The sequence below is a fragment of the Aminipila sp. genome, assembly GCF_032051575.1.
Classification (GTDB): Bacteria; Bacillota; Clostridia; order Peptostreptococcales; family Anaerovoracaceae; genus Aminipila.
In genome coordinates this window covers 168,885-188,467 of record NZ_DAMBYD010000011.1, presented here as the reverse complement: position 1 = coordinate 188,467, position 19,583 = coordinate 168,885, and the positions used below count along the sequence as shown (strand labels likewise).

General features: G+C 34.5%; 20 protein-coding genes. 17 read left to right on the top strand and 3 right to left on the bottom strand.

The window, feature by feature from the left end:
- Positions 1 to 350: 350 nt before the first annotated feature.
- From tmk to RTW14_RS15575, 4 genes are read left to right on the top strand one after another with little or no spacing between them, the layout of a single operon-like run.
- Positions 351 to 977: a dTMP kinase gene (tmk, locus tag RTW14_RS15590; protein ID WP_312653096.1), complete on the top strand. Its 627-nt coding sequence runs from the start codon at positions 351 to 353 to the stop codon at positions 975 to 977.
- Between the two features lie 7 nt (positions 978 to 984).
- On the top strand, positions 985 to 1,800 hold the full coding sequence (locus tag RTW14_RS15585; RefSeq protein WP_312653094.1) for a hypothetical protein: 816 nt from the start codon (positions 985 to 987) through the stop codon (positions 1,798 to 1,800).
- Between the two features lie 3 nt (positions 1,801 to 1,803).
- The gene (locus tag RTW14_RS15580; protein WP_312653092.1) at positions 1,804 to 2,727 is read left to right on the top strand and encodes a PSP1 domain-containing protein; all 924 of its coding nucleotides are present in this window, start codon (positions 1,804 to 1,806) and stop codon (positions 2,725 to 2,727) included.
- Positions 2,728 to 2,736: 9 nt separating this feature from the next.
- Entirely contained in the window at positions 2,737 to 3,504 is a 768-nt protein-coding gene (locus tag RTW14_RS15575; RefSeq protein ID WP_312653090.1) for a tRNA1(Val) (adenine(37)-N6)-methyltransferase, read from the top strand.
- An 83-nt stretch (positions 3,505 to 3,587) separates the two neighbouring features.
- Here the strand turns inward: RTW14_RS15575 and RTW14_RS15570 are convergent, their stop codons facing one another.
- Together RTW14_RS15570 and RTW14_RS15565 are read right to left on the bottom strand one after the other, a co-directional pair.
- Complete coding sequence (locus tag RTW14_RS15570; RefSeq protein WP_312653088.1) at positions 3,588 to 4,115, bottom strand: spore maturation protein; 528 nt, start codon at positions 4,113 to 4,115, stop codon at positions 3,588 to 3,590.
- A 22-nt stretch (positions 4,116 to 4,137) separates the two neighbouring features.
- On the bottom strand, positions 4,138 to 4,716 hold the full coding sequence (locus RTW14_RS15565; RefSeq protein WP_312653086.1) for a nucleoside recognition domain-containing protein: 579 nt from the start codon (positions 4,714 to 4,716) through the stop codon (positions 4,138 to 4,140).
- Positions 4,717 to 4,823: 107 nt separating this feature from the next.
- Here RTW14_RS15565 and RTW14_RS15560 point away from each other — a divergent pair, with 107 nt between their 5' ends.
- The 9 genes from RTW14_RS15560 to deoC all read left to right on the top strand — a co-directional run bounded on the left by RTW14_RS15560 (position 4,824) and on the right by deoC (position 13,962).
- A complete protein-coding gene (locus RTW14_RS15560) occupies positions 4,824 to 5,150 on the top strand; it encodes a hypothetical protein (RefSeq protein WP_312653084.1) in 327 nt (108 codons plus the stop codon).
- 112 nt (positions 5,151 to 5,262) lie between these two features.
- Positions 5,263 to 5,505, top strand: coding sequence for an AbrB/MazE/SpoVT family DNA-binding domain-containing protein (locus tag RTW14_RS15555; RefSeq protein WP_162362799.1), 243 nt, complete (start codon positions 5,263 to 5,265; stop codon positions 5,503 to 5,505).
- A gap of 235 nt (positions 5,506 to 5,740) precedes the next feature.
- Positions 5,741 to 6,268, top strand: coding sequence for a hypothetical protein (locus tag RTW14_RS15550; protein WP_312653081.1), 528 nt, complete (start codon positions 5,741 to 5,743; stop codon positions 6,266 to 6,268).
- Between the two features lie 209 nt (positions 6,269 to 6,477).
- Positions 6,478 to 7,275 carry a prolipoprotein diacylglyceryl transferase gene (gene lgt / locus RTW14_RS15545; protein WP_312653079.1) on the top strand — a complete coding sequence of 266 codons (798 nt, stop codon included), beginning with the start codon at positions 6,478 to 6,480 and terminating at the stop codon, positions 7,273 to 7,275.
- Positions 7,276 to 7,297: 22 nt separating this feature from the next.
- Positions 7,298 to 8,392, top strand: coding sequence for a redox-regulated ATPase YchF (gene ychF / locus RTW14_RS15540; protein ID WP_312653076.1), 1,095 nt, complete (start codon positions 7,298 to 7,300; stop codon positions 8,390 to 8,392).
- 98 nt (positions 8,393 to 8,490) lie between these two features.
- Positions 8,491 to 10,245 carry a sigma-54 interaction domain-containing protein gene (locus RTW14_RS15535; RefSeq protein WP_312653074.1) on the top strand — a complete coding sequence of 585 codons (1,755 nt, stop codon included), beginning with the start codon at positions 8,491 to 8,493 and terminating at the stop codon, positions 10,243 to 10,245.
- 198 nt (positions 10,246 to 10,443) lie between these two features.
- A complete protein-coding gene (yfcC, locus tag RTW14_RS15530; RefSeq protein ID WP_312653072.1) occupies positions 10,444 to 11,979 on the top strand; it encodes a putative basic amino acid antiporter YfcC in 1,536 nt (511 codons plus the stop codon).
- A 20-nt stretch (positions 11,980 to 11,999) separates the two neighbouring features.
- Positions 12,000 to 13,166 (top strand): beta-aspartyl-peptidase, encoded by a 1,167-nt coding sequence (iadA, locus tag RTW14_RS15525; protein WP_312653070.1) that lies wholly within the window; start codon positions 12,000 to 12,002, stop codon positions 13,164 to 13,166.
- Between the two features lie 124 nt (positions 13,167 to 13,290).
- On the top strand, positions 13,291 to 13,962 hold the full coding sequence (gene deoC, locus RTW14_RS15520) for a deoxyribose-phosphate aldolase (RefSeq protein WP_312653068.1): 672 nt from the start codon (positions 13,291 to 13,293) through the stop codon (positions 13,960 to 13,962).
- 74 nt (positions 13,963 to 14,036) lie between these two features.
- On the opposite strand, the gene RTW14_RS15515 is transcribed toward deoC, so the two are convergent.
- Complete coding sequence (locus tag RTW14_RS15515; RefSeq protein ID WP_312653066.1) at positions 14,037 to 15,212, bottom strand: hypothetical protein; 1,176 nt, start codon at positions 15,210 to 15,212, stop codon at positions 14,037 to 14,039.
- A gap of 403 nt (positions 15,213 to 15,615) precedes the next feature.
- Between RTW14_RS15515 and mraZ the strand changes: the two genes are divergently transcribed.
- From mraZ to RTW14_RS15495, 4 genes are all read left to right on the top strand, one after another.
- Positions 15,616 to 16,041: a division/cell wall cluster transcriptional repressor MraZ gene (mraZ, locus tag RTW14_RS15510; protein WP_312653064.1), complete on the top strand. Its 426-nt coding sequence runs from the start codon at positions 15,616 to 15,618 to the stop codon at positions 16,039 to 16,041.
- 15 nt (positions 16,042 to 16,056) lie between these two features.
- Positions 16,057 to 16,995 carry a 16S rRNA (cytosine(1402)-N(4))-methyltransferase RsmH gene (gene rsmH / locus RTW14_RS15505; RefSeq protein WP_312653062.1) on the top strand — a complete coding sequence of 313 codons (939 nt, stop codon included), beginning with the start codon at positions 16,057 to 16,059 and terminating at the stop codon, positions 16,993 to 16,995.
- A 5-nt stretch (positions 16,996 to 17,000) separates the two neighbouring features.
- The gene (locus RTW14_RS15500) at positions 17,001 to 17,435 is read left to right on the top strand and encodes a hypothetical protein (protein ID WP_312653060.1); all 435 of its coding nucleotides are present in this window, start codon (positions 17,001 to 17,003) and stop codon (positions 17,433 to 17,435) included.
- 135 nt (positions 17,436 to 17,570) lie between these two features.
- A complete protein-coding gene (locus RTW14_RS15495) occupies positions 17,571 to 19,580 on the top strand; it encodes a penicillin-binding transpeptidase domain-containing protein (protein ID WP_312653058.1) in 2,010 nt (669 codons plus the stop codon).
- The last annotated feature ends 3 nt before the right edge of the window (positions 19,581 to 19,583 follow it).

Here is a 19,583-nt window from a genome sequence, read left to right as displayed (position 1 = left end):
CGATGATACTTGGCGGGCAGCTGCCTGGGAAAGTAGGACGTCGCCGGTTTTAAAAGACTTCAGTTTTTACTGGAGTCTTTTTTTATGCTTAAATTTATTTCAGTAAAATTGCTTTTATTAAGAATATGAGTTTAAATTGTTTTGGAAAAGCCTTACGAATTATGCTATAATATTACTCAGTGATTAATAAAAGATATTAGAATTAAAAGTAAGGGAGGAAAGTTTAATGGCTGTTTTAAAGATTATTTTTGTAGCATTACTATGCTTTCCTATACTTTATGTTTCTTTTGTACTTGCATCTAAACTGATGTTGGAAATTACTAAAAAAAAGTAGCTTAGGAGTATAGATTATGAAAAGGGGACTGTTTATTTCAATTGAAGGACCGGATGGATCAGGAAAATCCACTCAGATCAAATTAATAAAAGAATTTTTAAATGATATTGGGATGGATGCAATATTAACTAGAGAGCCTGGTGGGACGGTTATTAGTGAGAAAATTAGGCAGATTATTTTGGATAAAGAACATATTGAAATGGATCCTATGACAGAGGCCCTTTTATATGCTGCTTCAAGAGCACAACATGTAGCAGAAGTAATTAAACCTGGATTACAGTCAGGTAAAACAGTAATTTGTGATAGATTTGTCGACTCAAGTATAGCCTATCAAGGCTATGGAAGACATTTGGGGGATGCAGTAAGAATTATAAATGAATATGCAGTTGCAGGATGTATGCCTGATATTACCTTTTTATTGAAGGTAGACCCAAGTGTTGGGAAAGATCGCATTAAGGAAGAAGAACAAGATCGGCTGGAAAATGAAAAATTAGATTTTCACAATACTGTATTCAAAGGATATTTAGAACTTGAGGAAATATACAAGGATAGAATCATAGGTATCGATGCAACAAAAAATATAGATGAAATAAGTAATCAAATAGTTTCACACATAAACAATATTCTTAAGGTTAAAGATTGAGGGGAAAATGATTTTAAAAGAAATAGACGGCAATGATAAGCTTATAGAAAGATTAGAATATTTGTCTGCTTCAGGAAATTTATCCCATGCTTATGTATTTGAAGGAGACTCTTGTGTAAATAAGGTTTTGTTGGCTGATTGTTTTATCAAAGCCATTCTTTGTGAGGAAAATAAAGGTGATGGGTGTGAAAAATGCATTACCTGTAATAAGATAAATCATGGCAACCATGAAGACATTATATACGTTGACGCCGATGGAAAAAGCATTAAAGATGAGGCAATTGAAGAACTGCAGTCTAAAATTAAGAAAAAACCGTTTTTTGGAGATAGAAATATTGTTGTTATAAAACATGCGGATACTATGACTATTCGAGCACAAAATCGTTTACTTAAGACATTGGAAGAGCCGCCTCAGGGGACAATTATAATATTATTGTCTGAAAACATTGAAAACCTAGTTCAGACCATTTTGTCACGGTGTGTAGTTTTTAGAGTAAATCCTTTTGAGACATTTGAATATGGTGCGATTAAAGAACAGGCACAGCTATTAGTTAAAATGTTGTTTAATAAAGAAGCTTTTTATTTAGTTAAGAGTAAACTCAATGAATTTGCTGAAGATAAAGATAGTGCCATGAAACTTTTAGATTCTATGGAACTAATATATAGAGATTTGACAATAATAAATACAAAGGAAAGCAGAAATTATAGAAAAGATTATATTTATAAAGCAGTTGAACTGATTGAGGAAGCAAGACGAGATTTACAACGGGGAATTAGTACAGGCTATGCTATGAAAAATTTAATCATAAAAATTGGAGGATAAATAATGGTAAAGGTAGCAGGAGTACGTTTTAAAAAAGCAGGCAAAGTATATTACTTTGATCCCAGTGATTTGGACGTAAAAAAGGATACAAATGTAATAGTTGAAACTGCTCGTGGTATGGAGTATGGAACTGTTACTTCAGATATTAAGAGTGTAAGCGAAAAAGAAATTGTTGCGCCTTTAAAAAAAATAATACGAATTGCGAATGAAAAAGATACGCAGCAACATGTGGAAAATTTAAAGAAAAAAGAAAAGGCTATAATGCTTTGTCAGGAAAAAGTGGATAAGCATAAATTGGAAATGAAGTTAATTGATGTAGAATATACTTTTGATAACAGTAAAATCATCTTTTATTTTACTGCAGATGGCAGAGTGGACTTTAGAGAATTAGTTAAGGATTTAGCCGGTGTATTTAAAATGCGAATAGAACTCAGACAGATTGGCGTGAGAGATGAAGCTAAGATGGTGGGAGGTATAGGAACTTGTGGAAGAGGATTGTGTTGTCATTCATGGCTTCCAGAATTTGAGCCTGTGTCTATTAAAATGGCTAAGGTACAGAATCTGTCTTTGAATCCAACAAAAATTTCTGGAATCTGTGGCAGATTAATGTGTTGTTTGAAATACGAAAATGATGTTTATATGGAACTAAGAAAAGGAATGCCGGAAGTTGGGGAACGAATAAAGACAGATGATGGCATCGGAATTGTATTTGATTCTAATATATTAGAAAATAAAATAAAAGTCCGTTTGGTTTTGGAGGAAAAAACAGAAGATAAACCTGAAAAGCTAAGCGTAGATTTCTATATCTATAAGAAAGAGGAAATAAAGCGACTTGAAAGTCATCGTAAAAAGGAAAGCAGTAAGGATATCTTAGAAGAATTAGACGATGAACTTTTAGATGAAATAAAGAATTTACTAAAGGAGTAATTTATTTATATGGAAAATAACTTACTTATGCAAGGAGAGCGGTTAGATGAAATTGGGTTCGGAAGTTTAAAGCTTATTCAAAATCCAGAAGAATTTTGTTATGGTGTGGATGCAGTAATACTTGCGGATTTTGTGGCTAAGTCAGTGGGGAAGAACAGAGGTAGATTTACAAGAGCAATAGATTTAGGAACTGGAACCGGAATTATACCACTTATATTGAGCCATAAGACTTCTATTGAAGAAATATATGCTATGGAAATACAAAAGGATTCCTTTGATAGAGCATGCCGGAATATGGAACTTAATAAGATTATGGAAAGAGTTACCATAATAAATGGTGATGTTTCAGACTTAGAGAAAGATTTTGCTCATTTAAAAGATTCTTTTGACTTGGTTACTAGTAATCCTCCGTATATGATTGGAGGGTCTGGAATTATAAATGCAAATGATGCAAAGAGAATCGCAAGGCATGAGACCACGGCAGATTTAGAAACTTTTATAAAAACATCTGCAGCATTATTAAGAGAAAAGGGCGAATTATTTATGGTGCATCGACCTAGTAGAATTGTAGACATTTGCGAGGCGTGCCGTAAATACAAAGTAGAGCCAAAGGAATTAAGATTTGTGGCTCCAAATAAAAATACTAAACCTAATATTCTTCTAATAAGGTGTGTGAAATTTGGTAGACCTGAACTGAAAATGTTAGATCCCCTATACGTGTATAATGAGACAGGGAATTCTTATACAGATGAAATAATGAAAATATATGAAAGATAGATTGACTAATGATTTTATTCTGCCGGTATAAAATACTGGCAGGATTTTTTACATTTTGAAATATTTAAAATAAATTCGATAATTTATATAAGTTTACATATATACACAGAAGCAAGGACACTTACTATATATCCAACCATACCAGCTACAAAAGAATGGCGCATTTTTTTAACGGCTGTAACCCCAAAATACAAAGCTAAAACATAAAAAATTGTTTCGCAAGTTCCTACCATTATACCAGAACATTGCCCAATGTATGTATCAACCCCATTATCAGCCATAACACGTTCCATAAGAACTAGTGAACCACTGCCAGAGACAGGTCGTAATAGTATCAGAGATATAAGCTCTTTTGGTATGTGTAGAAAAGAAAATACTGGAGCGAAAACAGATTGAAAAAAATCCATTGCGCCTGAAGAAACTAATGCTTCAATGCCTATAAAAATAGCGATAATGAATGGCATTATTTCTACTGCAGATTTTAACCCATCCTTTGCTCCTTCAATAAAGCAGTCATAAATTGATACGCGCTTATATAATCCATAGATAATGACTATACTAAGAATACCTGGAATAAAGAGATAAGAAATAGTACTTAATAATTGTGACATTTGTGCCCTCCATTCTATAGGCTTATGGTTTAGTTTTCTTTCTTTCATAATATTTACAAACGATGACAGATGCTATCATGGAAATGGTACCCACGATGATAGATGGTATAATAATGGATGCAGAGTCTGCGGAACCTAATTGTGAACGTATTTTTATAACAGTAATAGGCACAAGCTGAATCATGGACATATTTAGTGCCAAAAACATACACATGGTATTACTAGCAGTATCACTGTAGTGGTTTTCCATATCAAGCCGCTCCATTGCTTTCAGAGAAAAAACAGTTGCACTATTACCGGCTCCGAAGATGTTTGCCATAAAACTCATAAGTATAATTGCAATTGTTTCAGTATTCTTTTCTTCTGGAAAAAGGTATTTGATAAGCGGCATAAATTTATGAGCAGCTGAATCAATAAGACCAGATTTTTCCGCAATTTTCATGATGCCACACCAGACAGCCATGATTCCTGACAGGCCTATTACAAATTCAACGGCTTCACTACAGCTGTTTAGTAGTCCATCTGTAAAAGAAGAAAGATTATTGTTTATGACGGAAAAGAAGATGCCTATGCAAATCATTCCAGCCCATATATAATTCATCAACGTTTATCACCCCATTTATTATAATATTCAAGATTTTAAAATAAATGTTGAAATTTTACACATTTAGGTAGATAATATACATACGTAGAGTGGAGGTAAAAGTTATGGAAATAACATTGACTTTAAAGGATTTAGGGTTAATTTTAATAGGGGCTGGCATAATTGTATTGCTTGTATATTGTATAGGGTTTATAAAAAATTTAACCGTGACTATTAAACATACAAATAAGATTTTGGAAGATACACAGGTAATATCGGCTATAGCTGCAGCCCGTGCTCAAGATATTGACCAAGCAGTAGGTGATGTTACAGAATCTGTAAGTAATATTTCACAGTCACTTAAAGGTAATCAAAGCACAATTTCTGCTTTATCCTCAATTGTTAACGCATTAGTTTCACTAAAAAATATTATTACAAAGATGGACAAATAGGTTAAATAAATTATAAATTCAAATGTTGACATTGTGTAACTTGAATGTTAAAATTAGGAATAAATGGCTAATGTAAAGAGGATGCTCTTTACATAGAGAGGAGGATTGGAAAATGAAGGCTACTGGTATTGTTAGAAAAGTAGATGAACTAGGTCGTATTGTATTGCCTATTGAGCTTAGAAGAACGCTAAATATAGAGATTAAAGATCCAATTGAAATATTTGTTGAAGGGGAGTATATTCTACTTAAGAAGTATGAACCGGCTTGTGTTTTTTGTGGTAACGCAAAGAATGTTAAACATATTAAGGACAAGAATATTTGTGAGGATTGCATCAAAAAAATTAAGGAACTATAGTTCTAATTTAAACTGAGTAAAATGGCATCTTATGATTATAATATAATTGTAAGATGCTTTTTCCTTTTTGAACAACAAAGTTGTAAAGTAATTTCATAAAATACACGCAAAATCTTACAGTTATGTTACAAAAATCTTTTTTGCAACAAAGATATGAAGTTATGTGATATTATCATATAAAGTAAGAAAATAAATATATTTTTTTACTTTAATTGCAAAAAAGAAGGGGATTAAAATGAAGACAACTAGAACAATTGTGTGTACTGGATTGATTTTTGTATTAACTCTTGCAACGTTACTCGTAGGGTGTGGCGATAAGAATCAAAGTGGATCAACTGTTGATGAACCTAAGATTACGGTCGAATATCTAGAGGGAGATTATGTGAAACAGTTGTTACGTGACGGAGCAGAGCATGTATTTGGAAGCATTGAAGTTTCAAAGGCTAAAGATGGTTCAGTTTTAGTAAATATTGAAGCAAAAGAATATGTAGAAGATACTGAACAGCCAAATGGCTTTTACATTGAAGACAAAAACTATAGTTTATCTTCAGTACTAGCACCAGAAGCAAGATGCACATTTATTTCAGGAGATGTAAGCTTGCCACAAATTATGACAACTGAAGAGTTTGTTGAAGCTTATAATAAAGATATAAACGAATATGGTGGAAAAAATAATCCTGACTATCAAAAGCATAAATTGTATGATATGTACATCATGGGGGATCAAATTGAGCTTATTCTTGAAAGATATATCCCATATTAAGTGCTAAAATACAAATATTAGTGCAATATGATAGCTTAAATAAATTTTTATAAGAAATTATGTAAAAAGGTGTGGCGGATGCTGCACCTTTTTGTATATAATATAATATTGGCGGGTAAATAAATGATTTAATTTGTTATTTGATAGGTCTAAAGTACCAATGATAAGTTATGGTGCTGTTTTAATGATAGAAATAAGGAGGAAAATAAATGCCTATCCCAAATCCAATTGCATTTTCAATTTTTAACATAGATATAAGGTGGTATGGAATTCTAATAGCCTTAGGCATTATTCTTGCTACATTAGTTGTATATAAAAGGGCACCTAAACACGAAATCGATTCAGAGAGAACTTTGGATTTTATTTTAATATGCGTGCCATTAGGTGTAATCGGAGCCAGACTTTATTATGTGCTATTTAACTGGAACTATTACGATGGTGATTTATTCAAGATTATTAATTTAAGAGCAGGCGGGTTAGCAATACATGGTGGCTTAATATTCGGATTAATTTCTGCAGCAATACTTTGTAAGATTTGGAACTATAATCCTCTGAATGTTTTGGATTTAGCTATGCCAGCTATTGCTTTGGCGCAAGCTATAGGAAGATGGGGCAATTATTTTAATTCTGAAGCACATGGCGGCCCTACCAACCTTCCATGGGGCATTCTGGTGGATGGACAAACTGTACATCCTACATTCCTTTATGAATCAATCTGGTGTTTAATCATGTTTGGAGTATTACTAGTTATTGATAATAATAAAAAATTTATGGGTCAAGTATTCTTATCATATGGCATGCTGTATTCTTTAGAAAGATTTTTTGTTGAATATCTAAGAACAGATAGTTTAATGCTATTTGGAATAATAAAACAGGCAATGCTGCTAAGTGCAATAGTTTTTATAGTATGTATGATTGCATATATTATTTTAGATAGGCGCTCAAGACACACCGGTAAAATATTTTATGGTGGTTATAGTAAATACACTGGAAAGTTTAAACAATAGATATAAATAAGGAGAAAGAGTAATGAAATTAGGAATAGTTGGTTTACCAAATGTAGGAAAAAGTACATTGTTTAATGCAATAACAAAGGCTGGTGCTGAAGCAGCAAATTATCCGTTTTGTACCATAGAACCAAATGTAGGAGTTGTAGCAGTACCTGATGAAAGATTAAAAGTACTTACAGAAATGTATAAAGCAAAAAAGACTGTTTATACTGCAATTGAATTTTATGACATAGCAGGTCTTGTAAAAGGGGCATCAAAAGGAGAGGGACTAGGAAATAAATTTTTAGGACATATTCGCGAAGTTGCTGCAATTGTCCATGTAGTACGTTGCTTTGATGACCCTAATGTTGTTCATGTTGATGGTAAAATAAATCCGTTGTCTGACATTGAGACTATTAATATGGAATTGATATTGTCAGATATGGAGATTGTTGAAAGAAGAATCCAAAGAACACAAAAGAACTTAAAAGGTGATAAATCACTTCAAACTGAATTAGATATACTTCATAAAATTCTGGATACGTTAGAGAGAGGTATATCTGCAAGAACAATGGAATTGACTGATGATGAAGATAATTTTGTAAAGTCATTAGATTTGCTTTCTTATAAACCAATTATTTATGCAGCAAATGTGTCAGAACAGGAAATTTCTGATGGCGGTGAGAATGATTATGTTAAGCAGGTAAGAGAGTTCGCGGCAACAGAGGGCTCTGAAGTGGTTGTTATTTGTGCCAAGGTGGAAGCGGAAATTTCTGAACTTGAGGAGGATGAAAAAGCAATGTTCCTTGAAGAATTAGGAATTAGCGAATCTGGATTAGATAAATTAATTAAGTCTTCCTATCATTTGCTTGATTTAATTTCATACCTTACTGCTGGAGAACCAGAGGTTAGAGCCTGGACTATAAAGAGGGGAACTAAAGCTCCCGGTGCGGCAGGTAAAATTCATACTGACTTTGAAAAAGGCTTTATCAGGGCGGAGACTATTGCGTATGATAAGCTTATTGAATGTGGTGGAAATCTTGCAACAGCAAAAGAAAAAGGTTTAATCCGTTCTGAGGGAAAAGAATATGAGGTTAAGGATGGAGATGTAATTCACTTCCTGTTTAATGTGTAAACAAAGAGAGCAGTCACTTAGTGACTGCTTTTAAATTGCATCTACTTGATGGGGAAAGATCTTTGCTATATACTATTTAAAAGTAAGGAGATTAAATTATGCTTATGATTGAAAATAAGAAAACAATTTGTTTATATACTGGGTCTAATCGAACCAAAGAAGTTTTATGTAAGCAGTTACAGGAGATTTTAGGAGCAAATATTAATATTCTTTCTTATGCCATAGACGAAGAAACACCATTACATGAGGATACGGATTTAACAGTATTATCAAGTAATAGTGTTGAAGAAGAGCTTATTGAAAATGGATTTTTCAATTCTAAGAACTCTTATTTTGTTTGTGGCAGAAGAATAAATTTTGATTATATTCAAAGTGTTTTAAGCATACCAAAGGGTGAAACAGCTTTGTTTGTTAACGATACAAAAGAAACAACAGCACTTTGTATACAAAATTTAAAAGATATTGGCATTGATCATATTAACTATGATGCCTTTTTTCCTGGTTGCTCTTTGGAAGGAAAATACAATTTTGCAATAACTGCTGGAGAGATGTGGCTTGTACCTGAAAATATTAAAAATGTTATCGATGTAGGTCCTAGACATATAGATATGCCTTCTTTAATTAAAATTGCAGACTTACTGGAATTAAAAGATTTTGATGCGGCGACAATAATCAAACCTTACACAGATAAAATTATAGATATATCCAAGAAGATGGTTATAGTAAATGTAGAAGTGGAAGGTATAAAGCATATTTTAAAAGAAAAATTAGAAAGTAAGGGGCATACGGCGATTTATGACTTTGAAAATATAAAGGGAAATGCGCAAAGCCTTTTAGAAGTAAAGTATAAAGCTAAAAAACTGGCCAAAACAGATCTTACTATTTTGATTGAAGGAGAAAGTGGAACCGGAAAAGAGTTATTTGCATCGGCAATACACAATGCGTCAAATAGAAAAAACGGTCCATATCTAGCGGTTAATTTTAGTGCGTTGCCTGAAGAATTAGTGGAAAGCGAACTCTTTGGTTATGAAGAAGGAGCCTTCACAGGAGCAAAAAAGGGTGGAAAAATAGGGCTATTTGAACAAGCAGATGGTGGTACTATTTTTCTGGATGAAATAGGAGATATTTCATCTAAAATGCAGACAAAACTACTCAGAGTATTACAGGAAAAAGAAATAATGCCAATAGGTGGAGGAAATATAAAGAAAATAGATATAAGGGTAATAGCAGCAACAAATAAAGATTTAAAGTATATGGTCAGCCAGGGGGCATTTAGGGATGATTTATATTATAGACTAAAAATTGGATATGTTAATGTACCTCCTTTAAGAAACAGAAAAGAGGATATAAGATGTTTGATGAAATTTTTTATAGAAAAGGAAGAAAATGCGTCGGTTAACATTGATAAAGAAGTTTATGAGAGATTTTACCAATATGACTGGCGAGGAAATGTGAGGGAATTAAAAAATACCATTAAGTATATGCTGGCAATTAGAGAAAATCCTTTAAGGATTTCTGCAAACGACCTTCCAGATGTACATTTCTTTGAGGGTATCCCACAGAGGGAAGACAAAGAGTGCGAACTAGATTATCATTTGGAAGCAGTGCTTCAGGCAATTTATGAAATAAACCTAGAAGGGATAAATGCAGGAAGAAATGTAATCGCTCAAAGGTTAAACCAACAAGATATAAAATTAACGGAAGGGCAAGTAAGAAAAAGAATTCAAATGCTACAGCAACAAGATTTTTTGTTGGTGTATAAAGGTAAAATGGGGACAGTATTAACGAAAAAAGGTAAAAATTATATGGATAAAATGATATACAAGAAAAACAAGCAACCAGTTACGACCTAAAAGAACCAAATTAAACCACCAAATACCATTAAAATATAAAATAGCTTGAATTAATAAATAATTCAGGCTTTTTTAGTTAGAAAATACCTATAAACAAGGAACATAGCGTTGGCATGAATTTTGCGTTATATAATTCCCTCAGAGCATACAAACACATTCTGAGGGAATAATTTAATTTTTTTTGAGGAGGAATACAAGATGAAAGGTAAAGAAAAGCTTAATAGCCTGAATAAGGGATTTAAGGTCCCTGATACCTATGTAATTATTTTTTTTGTAGTAGTATTTGCTGCGTTATTAACTTATATCATCCCACAGGGGTATTATGCAACTGAAGATGTGACTTATGTCGTTGATGGTGTTGAAAAAACACGTACAGTTATTCAAGAAGGTAGTTTTCAATATGTTGTTGATGATAATGGAAATGCTGTAAAAAGTGGCGTACCATTTTTTGCAACAGAAGATTTTGGGGGTAGAGCTGGTTTTGTAAATTATATTTTTGAAGGGCTGACTTCTGGAGATAAATGGGGTTCTGCTGTAGGAGTAGTAGCTTTCATATTAGTTATTGGTGGAGCATTTGGAATTATACTTAAAACGGGGGCGGTTGAAGCTGGAATCTTAAATATGATAAAAAAGACAAATGGTAGGGAGAAAATACTTATTCCTATACTATTTGTTTTATTTTCATTAGGTGGGGCTGTATTTGGTATGGGCGAAGAGGCCCTGCCATTTGCAATGATTCTGATTCCATTAGTAATTGCTATGGGCTATGATGCCATAGTGGGAATTTTAATTACATATGTAGCTACGCAGATTGGATTTGGCTCGTCATGGATGAATCCTTTTTCAGTAGCAATTGCGCAAGGGATTGCAGGTATTCCGGTGTTCTCGGGAGCAGCATTTAGGATTACTCTTTGGGTAGTATTTACTGGGGCGGGTATGATTATGACAATGATATATGCTGCTAGAATTAAGAAAGACCCAGTAAAGTCAGTTTCTTATGAAAGTGATGAATATTTTAGAAAAGATTTAACCCAACAGTCTGAAATTGATGTAAAATTCGGAATAGGTCATGTTCTTGTTATTATGACTGTTGTACTGGGTATGGTATGGGTCGTATGGGGGGTTATGACTAAGGGCTATTATATTCCAGAACTTGCATCTCAATTTCTTTTAATGGGTCTTGTAGCAGGTGTTATAGGGGTAATATTTAAGCTAAATGATATGACAGTAGATGACATGTCCTCTGCATTTAAGCAAGGAGTAGGTGACTTAGTAGGTGCGGCTATGGTTGTTGGTATGGCACAGGGGATTATGCTTGTGTTAGGAGGATCAGATCCAACGTCGGGAACCGTATTAAATACTATTTTAAATGGAATTAGTGGGGCTTTTGTGGGATTAAATTCAACTATAGCTGCAGTATTTATGTATTTATTCCAAACCATATTTAATTTTTTCGTTGTTTCAGGTTCAGGTCAGGCAGCGCTTACTATGCCGATTATGGCACCACTTGCAGATTTGCTTGGTGTTTCTAGACAGACTGCTGTACTTGCATATCAGTTAGGTGATGGTTTCTCAAATATGATTGTGCCTACGTCTGGGTGCTTAATGGGAATGCTTGCCATTGCAAGAGTTGAATATACAAAATGGATTAAATTTGCAATCAAGTTCTTTTTAGTGCTGTTTGCTATATCTGTAGCGGTAATGATTATTGCATCAGCAATAGGCTTTAACTAGAACAAAAGGAGTTTCTCATTATGATAAGACTAATAAAAAATGCTGAAGTTTTTACTCCAGAACCAATTGGGAAAAAGGATGTTCTATTTGTAGGCAGCCAAATATGTCAAATATCTGAGGAAATAGCTATTGAAGGTAATGTTGAGATAGAAATTATAGAAGGACAGGGAAAATATCTTTTCCCTGGATTTATTGATAACCATGTACATATTACTGGTGGTGGAGGCGAAGGTGGTTTTGGAACGAGAACACCAGAAATAGGGCTGACAGATATTATTGATGGTGGAATTACTACCATAATTGGCACCCTTGGAACAGATGGCTTTGGAAGAAACATGACAAATTTAATTGGAAAAGCTAATGGAATTGAAAATGAAGGGATTACTGTTTTTGTAAATACGGGTTCATATCAAGTGCCAGTAAAAACTTTTACAGGCAGCATATCGAACGATATAATGTTTATTGATAAAATTATAGGCGTAGGAGAAATTGCAGTTTCTGATCACCGTTCATCATGCCCTACGGTAGCAGAGCTAGAAAAAATAGTTTCCGAAGTAAGAGTGGCGGGAATGCTTTCAGGAAAGATTGGAATAGTGAACGTTCATGTTGGTGATGAGTCTGAAAGACTAGAGAAAATTAAAGATATAACTGCAAGGTGTAAAGCTTATAAAAAACATTTTCACCCTACTCACATCAATCGGAGTTATGAAGTATTTGAAGATGGCTTGGATTATCTGAAAATGGGTGGATCTGTTGATTTTACTACAAGTACCACCCCTTTGTTTTTAGAAGAGGGGGAGGTTGCATGTGCAGATGGAGTTCTTCAGGTTATAAAAGAAGGCTTAGATATATCAAAAGTGACTTTATCCTCTGATGGACAAGGGTCTTTGCCTGTATTTGATAAAGAAGGAAACGTAATCGGAATAGAAGTAGGCAGAGTTACTTCTTTATATGGAGCTGTTAGAGAATGCATACAAAAAAATGTACCTATTGAAATTGCAATTAGCTTGATAACTTCTAATCCAGCAACAATATATGGATTAAAGAAAAAGGGATTTATAAAAAAAGGCTCTGATGCTGATATGGTATTAGTGGATAAGGACACCTTAGAAATTGATACACTAATTGCTAAAGGAGAAATTCTTAAAAAGCAAGGGAAAAATTTAAAAAAAGGGGCCTTTGAGTAAGATGATTTTGTGATTTTTATTGTTATATCCTTGAGATTATGTGATACTATTCATATATACAAAACTAATAGATAAGCGCTTTTACTTGGAAAGTAATGAATATTTAGCTATGTAGGAGGATAAAATGGAAAATATAAAAAATTTAAACAAATATTTTGATCATACGCTTTTAAAAGCTGAAGCCACGGAGAAAGAGATTAAAAAACTTTGTGAGGAGGCAAAACAATATGAGTTTTATTCAGTGTGTGTTAATGGTTGCTATGTTCCCCTTGCGGTAGAAGAATTAAAAGCATCAGAAGTTAAAGTGGCAGCAGTTGTGGGGTTCCCTTTAGGTGCAATGGCTACTGAAGCAAAGGCCTTTGAAACTGACTGGGTTTGCAATTCAGGAGCAAAAGAAGTTGATATGGTAATTAATGTAGGTGCGTTAAAAGAGGGTAAGTATGACTATGTAAGGGACGATATCTGTGCAGTAGTTGCCATGGCAGATGAATATGATTCGACTGTTAAAGTTATACTTGAAACTTGCTTACTTACAGATGCTGAGATTACAAAAGCTTGTGAATTATCTATGGAAGCGGGTGCAGAATTTGTAAAAACTTCTACTGGATTTTCAACTGGCGGTGCAACAGAACATCATGTGGCTCTTATGCGTAAAACAGTTGGGGAGCATGCGAAAGTAAAGGCTTCAGGGTCAATAAGAGACTTAGGGACCACTTTAAAGATGATTGAAGCAGGTGCAGATAGAATTGGTGCCAGTGCATCTGTTGCTATAATGAATGCATTTCAACAAAAATAATAAAAACTATTTATGTTAGAATAAAAAAAGCCCGATAATATGTCGGGCTTTTTGCTTTTGTAGAGCACTTTAATCTACATTCCTCTAAAGCAGCTGGAACAGGAGGAATTTGTTCCAAAAGCTATAGTATTTCCACAGTTTGAATTATCCATAGCTGATTCAACTGATGTTCCATTGCCACAATGGCATTCCTGATTTAATTCTTCTTCCTCTTCTTCTTCACTTTCAACAGCACTTTCTGTTCCTTCGCATGGGAATAGAGCTTCACAAGCGTTTATGCATAAAAGAGCTTGCTTAATAACTTGAACATCTACAGTAGGTTCTACTACAACTGAGGTTGTTAGTACTAGGGATAAAGAATCACAATCAGTATCAGGTACTACTGTAATAACTGGGTTGAGAAGACTCATATCAGCAGAGAAACTGAAAATGATTCTAGGTGACATACCGCCAGAAACACAAGGAATGCTAATTTTAGGAACGGCAATATTGCTAAGTGGAATATTAGAGCATATAGGGGAAGTTGAAAGAGTTGTAAATGTTGCTCTAAAGCAGCAAGTGCTGCCACCAGTAGTGACGGTTCCTTCAATTACAAATTCTGCCTGGAATACCCAAGGTCCTACACAAGAAATTAAGAAGAATGCTTTAGTAGGCAGACCGCTTTCTGCACAAGGAGGTTTAATAATATTTGGCAAGCTAGAATTTAATGTAGCCTCATAGGTTCCACCTGATTCCAATAAGCTATCAACTGGAAAACCATCGACCGTAACCTGATTTGGTGAAAGGCATGATGGCTTTGCAAGATTAAAAGCTGTAACTCTAACATGACTTTTTAATACTTCAAAGACTGCATTTTCATCCAGCTGGCAAGTTGCTGCTCCTGCTACGCTGCCACAATTGCAATTGCAGTTACAATTACAACCAAAATTAGCTATACCATTTGTACCATGATTACAGGAGTTATCATGATGATGACAACGACAATCACAGCCCAAAATTTCCTCGCAAAGATTTTCAGTTTCTGGAGTAGACAAAGGGGACAATAACAGCTGAGTTTGGAATGTAGCAGGAGAAGTTGTTAAATTAAAAACCAGAGGGCTAGCCGTACCCTGGCCCTTTGAATAAACTTTATTTACATATAATAAATGGTTTCTGGATTGTGCAAAATCTAGATCTTCAAGAGCTATGGTTGTGCCACAGATGCTTCTGAGTCCATTTGTACATCCTGGGTGACAAGAATGGGTTTTCATAATACATACCTCGCTATTTTTTAGTTTATAGCAAAGTTTAATTATACTTTGCTATGTATATTTTGGAACTGTTAATCAGCATATATTGCCATATTCCAATATATGAGCAGCCATTATTAAAGGTTCCATTTACGTAAAATTGTTTACATGTCAAAGCATGGTTGAAAAAAAGAACTAATTAAACAACATATAGGCATACAAAGCGACTCGCAATACAAGATATTGTTATGTACAACAAAAAATAATAATTATTATTTAATAAATTGTTAAGAAGTGGATGTATACAAGCAGTTTTTGCCCCTATTTTGTTGCCAAGTGGAGCGTTGTGGAGTATAGTGGAAGAAGTTATAAAATAGGGTGAAAAAGAATCGTTAAGTTAGTAGGTATGGGTGCGCATATGTTGATGGGAAAATATCAAAATTCAATAGATGCTAAGAGCAGAATGATTGTTCCTTCTAAATACAGAGAGAAATTGGGATATCGCTGTGTACTTACGAGAGGCATTGACAAGTGCTTATATATTTATCCAATGGCTCAGTGGGAAAAGTTTATGGAAAAATTAGCAGCACTTCCGACAACAGACCCGAATGCTAGAGCTTTTGTTCGCCATTTCTATGCAAATGCAGTGGAGTGTGAAATCGATAAGCAAGGTAGAATGGGTATACCTCAAGAACTTAGAGAATATGCAAATATAGAAAAAGAACTGGTAACTGTAGGATTATTGGACAAAATAGAAATATGGAGCAAAGCAGAGTGGACAGAAGCTGAAGAGATTGTTGAGTTGACTCCAAATGATTTTGCAACGAAAATGGCAGAATATGGCATTTAGTAAGGAGGACAAAACATGGAATTTAAACATGTATCTGTTTTGTATGATGAATGCATTGATGGTCTTAAAATCAAATCTGGAGGGATTTATGTAGATGGTACATTGGGAGGCGGTGGACATGCTTCTGGCATATGTAATTTACTAGATTCCAAGGGGACTTTAATAGGAATTGATAAAGACCGGGATGCACTGAATGCCGCAGAGAAGCGGTTACAGGAATTTGACTGCAGAAAACAGTTTGTGCAGGACAATTATTCAAATATTGAAGAGGTATTGGACAGGCTTGGAGTTTCGGGTATAGATGGAGCATTACTAGATTTAGGAGTTTCTTCTTTCCAGCTTGACAATTTTGAGAGAGGATTCTCATATATGCAGCAAGCTCCTCTTGATATGAGAATGAATGCAGAAGATTCTCTTACGGCTGAAGAAGTAGTAAATTCCTATACTGGGGCTGAGCTAACAGAAGTTATACGGAAATATGGCGAAGAAAAATGGGCTGCAAGAATTAGTGATTTTATTGTAAAATACAGGAAAAATAAACGAATAGAGAACACAACCGAATTAGTGGATATTATCAAAGCAGCAATACCCGCAGCGGCAAGAAGAGATGGACCACATCCAGCTAAAAGGACATTTCAAGCTATAAGAATTGAAGTGAATGATGAATTAGGACATCTTGAAAGAGCTGTAGAAGCGTTTTGTAATGTACTTAATCCTGGAGGGAGACTTTGTATAATAACTTTCCATTCTTTGGAAGATCGGATTGTTAAAGAATATTTTAACCAGAGATTAAATCCATGTACATGCCCAAAAGAGTTCCCTATTTGCAATTGTGGTAAGGTTACAGATGTTGTTAAAGTTACAGGTAAACCTATTGTTTCCACAAAACAAGAATTAGAGAGTAATCCAAGAGCTAGAAGCGCAAAGCTTAGAATCATTGAGAAAAAGAGGTAAGAAAAATGATGCCTGCTGAACAGTGGTATGAATATCAAGATAATTATAAAAAATATGGGTTTGATATGAAACCTAAAAAAGCACATGTAACAAAACAGCAGAAAAAATCAAGCGTAACACCTAAGGACAGAATTGCGATGATATTTCTTACAATTGTTATAGGTGCACTTTGTGTATCGGTTATAATTACTACAGCATATTCTGCGAGTATAAAATATGAAATAAATGGGGTTATCAAAGATAACGCAGCAATATGCGGTGAGATTGAGAACTTAACGATACAATTAAATAAGGCAAACAACCTTGAAGCAATAGAATATAAAGCTACCACGGAGTTAGGAATGATTTATCCTAATCCAAATGATTTTATTTATGTTAAACCGGCAGAGAAACCGGTTAAAGATTTTGCATTACTTCTTAAAGAGGAAGCATATAATTAGCTGAAAATGGAATAATAGTTTTTAATATTAAATATAATAAAATGAAATCTTTTAACTGCATATTGATTATAACCGGACAATTAAATTAACAAAAATTTTTGAGTCCGGTTTAGTTTTTTATTTAAGGAAGGCACAATGAATAATCCAACACCAAATAGTGTGAAAAAAAGAATAATCATAGGGTTTTTGCTTATTTGCATAGCTACAGCAGGACTATCATTTAGAGTTGGTTGGGTACAAATTGTTAATGGAGATGAATACTCAAAAAAGGCTACAGAATCGCAAACGAGAGATATACCTATTCCAGCCAAACGAGGCATTATTTATGACAGAAATGGTAAAGAACTTGCAGTAAGTGCAGTTACTTTTTCTGTATGGGCAAGACCTGACAAAGTTAGAAATGCAAGTAAAAAGTTTACAGCAGAAGAAAACATAGATAAGGCGTCTGAGTTTTTAGCAAAACAGCTTAAGATGGAAAAGTCTGATGTAAAAGATATCATAAGCCAAAATAAAGCTTTAGTAAAGGTTGCAAAATATGTTGAGAAAGATATTGCAGATACAATTAGGCAGGAAGGTCTTTCGGGAATTGAAATTGCAGAAGACGTTAAACGTTATTATCCATTAGGCGCTTTTGCTTCACAAGTATTAGGAAGTGTAACGGATGATAATAATGGTCTTGCAGGTTTGGAACTTAAGTATAATCAGTACTTAAGCGGAGTTTCAGGTAGATGGATTAAGAACACAGATGTAAATGGAAATAGTTTGGCCTATGGCATGGAGAAATACTACAAAGCTGAAGATGGTCTAAATTTAGTTTTAACTATTGACGAGGTTATACAGCACTATGTGGAAAAGACTTTGGATACTGTACAGAAAAACACTATGGCTGACCGTGTTTTTTGCATAATGATGGATCCAAAGACTGGTGACATTTTAGCGATGGCAATGACTCCTGACTATGATCCAAATAATCCAAGAGTACCTACTGACCCTGCTCAGGCGGCCTATGTAGAAAAATTATCTGACAGTGAAAAGCTAGAATACTGGAATGCTATGTGGAGAAATCCAATGGTAAGTGACACATACGAACCAGGTTCAACTTTCAAGCTTTTGACAACCTCCATGGCACTAGAAGAACAACTGACCAATTTGACAGAAACCTTTGTGTGTAAAGGAAAATATTCAATTGCAGGCACCCCTTTAAAATGCTGGCGGTGGTATAATCCACATGGAGTTGAAACCCTAGTGGAAGCAGTAGGTAATTCCTGCAATCCAGTATTTGCCGAGTTAGCAACAAGATTGGGCATTGATAAGTATTATCAATACTTAGATCTTTTTGGCATAAAAGATAAAACAGGTATTGATTATCCAGGAGAAGGCTATGCAATACTACAGAACAAGGATACGGCAGGTCCTGTGGGAATTGCAACTATGGGATATGGCCAGGGTATTGCTGTAACGCCTATCCAACTGATAACAGCAGTATCCAGTTTCGGTAACAATGGTAAAATGATGCAGCCAAGACTTGTAAAAGAACTTACCGATAGTGATGGAAATGTGGTTGAAAAGTTTGATACAAAAATCGTAAGGCAGGTAGTTTCCAAGAAAACTTCAGAAGAAATGCGTTTAATTATGGAAAGCGTAGTTGCAAAAGGCGGTGGAGGAACTGCAAAAGTACCAGGTTACAGAATAGGCGGAAAAACAGGTACTGCTAATAAGGCCAAGAATGGAGGGTATAGTCAAGAAACTTATTCCTCATTTATAGGTATGGCACCAATGGATGATCCAAAAGTAGCAATTCTTTTAATCGTTGATAATCCTAAGGGCATTAAGTTTGGAAGCCAGACTGCAGCACCTGGAGTAAAGCTTATTTTAGAAGATACACTTAGATATTTAAATATACAGCCTTCTTATACTCAGGAAGAAGAGGCATTGATGAGTAGCGGCAAAACCACTGTACCTGATGTTACAGGAAAGAATTTTGATGAGGCTATAGGTATTTTAGGAGGAATGTCCCTGACATATACCATATCACCTGCTTTAGGTGAGGGCGAGTCTTTAGGAGAATTGGCAGTTGTTGACCAGTATCCTAAGGCTGGTGAAAAGATAAGCGCAGGAGGAAAAGTTTATTTGTATAGGGAGTGATAA

Coding starts and splice junctions, on each gene's coding strand:
- tmk (WP_312653096.1), top strand. CDS start 351: ATGAAAAGGGGACTGTTTATTTCAATTGAAGGACCGGATGGATCAGGA.
- rsmH (WP_312653062.1), top strand. CDS start 16,057: ATGGAATTTAAACATGTATCTGTTTTGTATGATGAATGCATTGATGGT.
- RTW14_RS15500 (WP_312653060.1), top strand. CDS start 17,001: ATGATGCCTGCTGAACAGTGGTATGAATATCAAGATAATTATAAAAAA.
- deoC (WP_312653068.1), top strand. CDS start 13,291: ATGGAAAATATAAAAAATTTAAACAAATATTTTGATCATACGCTTTTA.
- RTW14_RS15495 (WP_312653058.1), top strand. CDS start 17,571: ATGAATAATCCAACACCAAATAGTGTGAAAAAAAGAATAATCATAGGG.
- iadA (WP_312653070.1), top strand. CDS start 12,000: ATGATAAGACTAATAAAAAATGCTGAAGTTTTTACTCCAGAACCAATT.
- lgt (WP_312653079.1), top strand. CDS start 6,478: ATGCCTATCCCAAATCCAATTGCATTTTCAATTTTTAACATAGATATA.
- RTW14_RS15535 (WP_312653074.1), top strand. CDS start 8,491: ATGCTTATGATTGAAAATAAGAAAACAATTTGTTTATATACTGGGTCT.
- RTW14_RS15585 (WP_312653094.1), top strand. CDS start 985: ATGATTTTAAAAGAAATAGACGGCAATGATAAGCTTATAGAAAGATTA.
- RTW14_RS15580 (WP_312653092.1), top strand. CDS start 1,804: ATGGTAAAGGTAGCAGGAGTACGTTTTAAAAAAGCAGGCAAAGTATAT.
- RTW14_RS15565 (WP_312653086.1), bottom strand. CDS start 4,716: ATGAATTATATATGGGCTGGAATGATTTGCATAGGCATCTTCTTTTCC.
- RTW14_RS15575 (WP_312653090.1), top strand. CDS start 2,737: ATGGAAAATAACTTACTTATGCAAGGAGAGCGGTTAGATGAAATTGGG.
- RTW14_RS15550 (WP_312653081.1), top strand. CDS start 5,741: ATGAAGACAACTAGAACAATTGTGTGTACTGGATTGATTTTTGTATTA.
- RTW14_RS15560 (WP_312653084.1), top strand. CDS start 4,824: ATGGAAATAACATTGACTTTAAAGGATTTAGGGTTAATTTTAATAGGG.
- yfcC (WP_312653072.1), top strand. CDS start 10,444: ATGAAAGGTAAAGAAAAGCTTAATAGCCTGAATAAGGGATTTAAGGTC.
- ychF (WP_312653076.1), top strand. CDS start 7,298: ATGAAATTAGGAATAGTTGGTTTACCAAATGTAGGAAAAAGTACATTG.
- RTW14_RS15570 (WP_312653088.1), bottom strand. CDS start 4,115: ATGTCACAATTATTAAGTACTATTTCTTATCTCTTTATTCCAGGTATT.
- RTW14_RS15555 (WP_162362799.1), top strand. CDS start 5,263: ATGAAGGCTACTGGTATTGTTAGAAAAGTAGATGAACTAGGTCGTATT.
- RTW14_RS15515 (WP_312653066.1), bottom strand. CDS start 15,212: ATGAAAACCCATTCTTGTCACCCAGGATGTACAAATGGACTCAGAAGC.
- mraZ (WP_312653064.1), top strand. CDS start 15,616: ATGGGAAAATATCAAAATTCAATAGATGCTAAGAGCAGAATGATTGTT.